Genomic DNA, 1,744 nt, shown 5'->3' on the forward strand with positions numbered 1-1,744 from the left:
AAAGGGGAGTGGTGGAGCCGACGAACCAGACTTGCAGTAGGTGAGTGATGGGGTGACGCAGGAAGGTAGTCCATCCCGGGCGGTGGTTGTCCCGGGGTAAGGGTGTAGGACGTCAGGTAGGCAAATCCGCCTGACACACAGTCTGAGACCTGATGCCGAGCCGATTGTGGTGAAGTGGATGATCCTATGCTGTCGAGAAAAGCCTCTAGCGAGTTTCATGGCGGCCCGTACCCTAAACCGACTCAGGTGGTCAGGTAGAGAATACCGAGGCGTTCGGGTGAACTATGGTTAAGGAACTCGGCAAAATGCCCCCGTAACTTCGGGAGAAGGGGGGCCATTCCTGGTGAGGGGACTTGCTCCTCGAGCTGGGGGTGGCCGCAGAGACCAGCGAGAAGCGACTGTTTACTAAAAACACAGGTCCGTGCGAAGCCGTAAGGCGATGTATACGGACTGACGCCTGCCCGGTGCTGGAACGTTAAGGGGACCGGTTAGCTCACTTTCGGGTGGGCGAAGCTGAGAACTTAAGCGCCAGTAAACGGCGGTGGTAACTATAACCATCCTAAGGTAGCGAAATTCCTTGTCGGGTAAGTTCCGACCTGCACGAATGGCGTAACGACTTCTCGACTGTCTCAACCATAGGCCCGGTGAAATTGCACTACGAGTAAAGATGCTCGTTTCGCGCAGCAGGACGGAAAGACCCCGGGACCTTTACTACAGTTTGATATTGGTGTTCGGTTCGGCTTGTGTAGGATAGCTGGGAGACTTTGAAGCGCGCACGCCAGTGTGTGTGGAGTCGTCGTTGAAATACCAGTCTGGTCGTGCTGGATGTCTAACCTGGGTCCGTGATCCGGATCAGGGACAGTGTCTGATGGGTAGTTTAACTGGGGCGGTTGCCTCCTAAAGGGTAACGGAGGCGCCCAAAGGTTCCCTCAGCCTGGTTGGCAATCAGGTGTTGAGTGTAAGTGCACAAGGGAGCTTGACTGTGAGACCGACGGGTCGAGCAGGGACGAAAGTCGGGACTAGTGATCCGGCGGTGGCTTGTGGAAGCGCCGTCGCTCAACGGATAAAAGGTACCCCGGGGATAACAGGCTGATCTTCCCCAAGAGTCCATATCGACGGGATGGTTTGGCACCTCGATGTCGGCTCGTCGCATCCTGGGGCTGGAGTCGGTCCCAAGGGTTGGGCTGTTCGCCCATTAAAGCGGTACGCGAGCTGGGTTTAGAACGTCGTGAGACAGTTCGGTCCCTATCCGCTGTGCGCGTAGGAGTCTTGAGAAGGGCTGTCCCTAGTACGAGAGGACCGGGACGGACGAACCTCTGGTGTGCCAGTTGTTCTGCCAAGGGCATGGCTGGTTGGCTACGTTCGGGAGGGATAACCGCTGAAAGCATCTAAGCGGGAAGCCTGCTTCGAGATGAGGACTCCCACCCACTTGATGGGGTAAGGCTCCCAGTAGACGACTGGGTTGATAGGCCGGATCTGGAAGCACGGTAACGTGTGGAGGTGACCGGTACTAATAGGCCGAGGGCTTGTCCTCAGTTGCTCGCGTCCACTGTGTTGGTTCTGAAACCACGAACGGCCCCACGTTTCACAGAGCGTGGTGCGGCAGTGTTCGACAGTTTCATAGTGTTTCGGTGGTCATAGCGTGAGGGAAACGCCCGGTTACATTCCGAACCCGGAAGCTAAGCCTCACAGCGCCGATGGTACTGCAGGGGGGACCCTGTGGGAGAGTAGGACACCGCCGAAC

Annotated in this window: 2 rRNA genes; both read left to right on the forward strand. The window is 57.1% G+C overall.

Annotation, left to right across the window (positions count from 1 at the left end):
* Positions 1 to 1,534 (forward strand): 23S ribosomal RNA (locus ACWC94_RS42235); the annotation flags it as partial.
* Between the two features lie 93 nt (positions 1,535 to 1,627).
* Positions 1,628 to 1,744: ribosomal RNA gene (rrf, locus tag ACWC94_RS42240) — 5S ribosomal RNA — on the forward strand.

The sequence above is a fragment of the Streptomyces sp. NPDC001135 genome, from assembly GCF_053598395.1.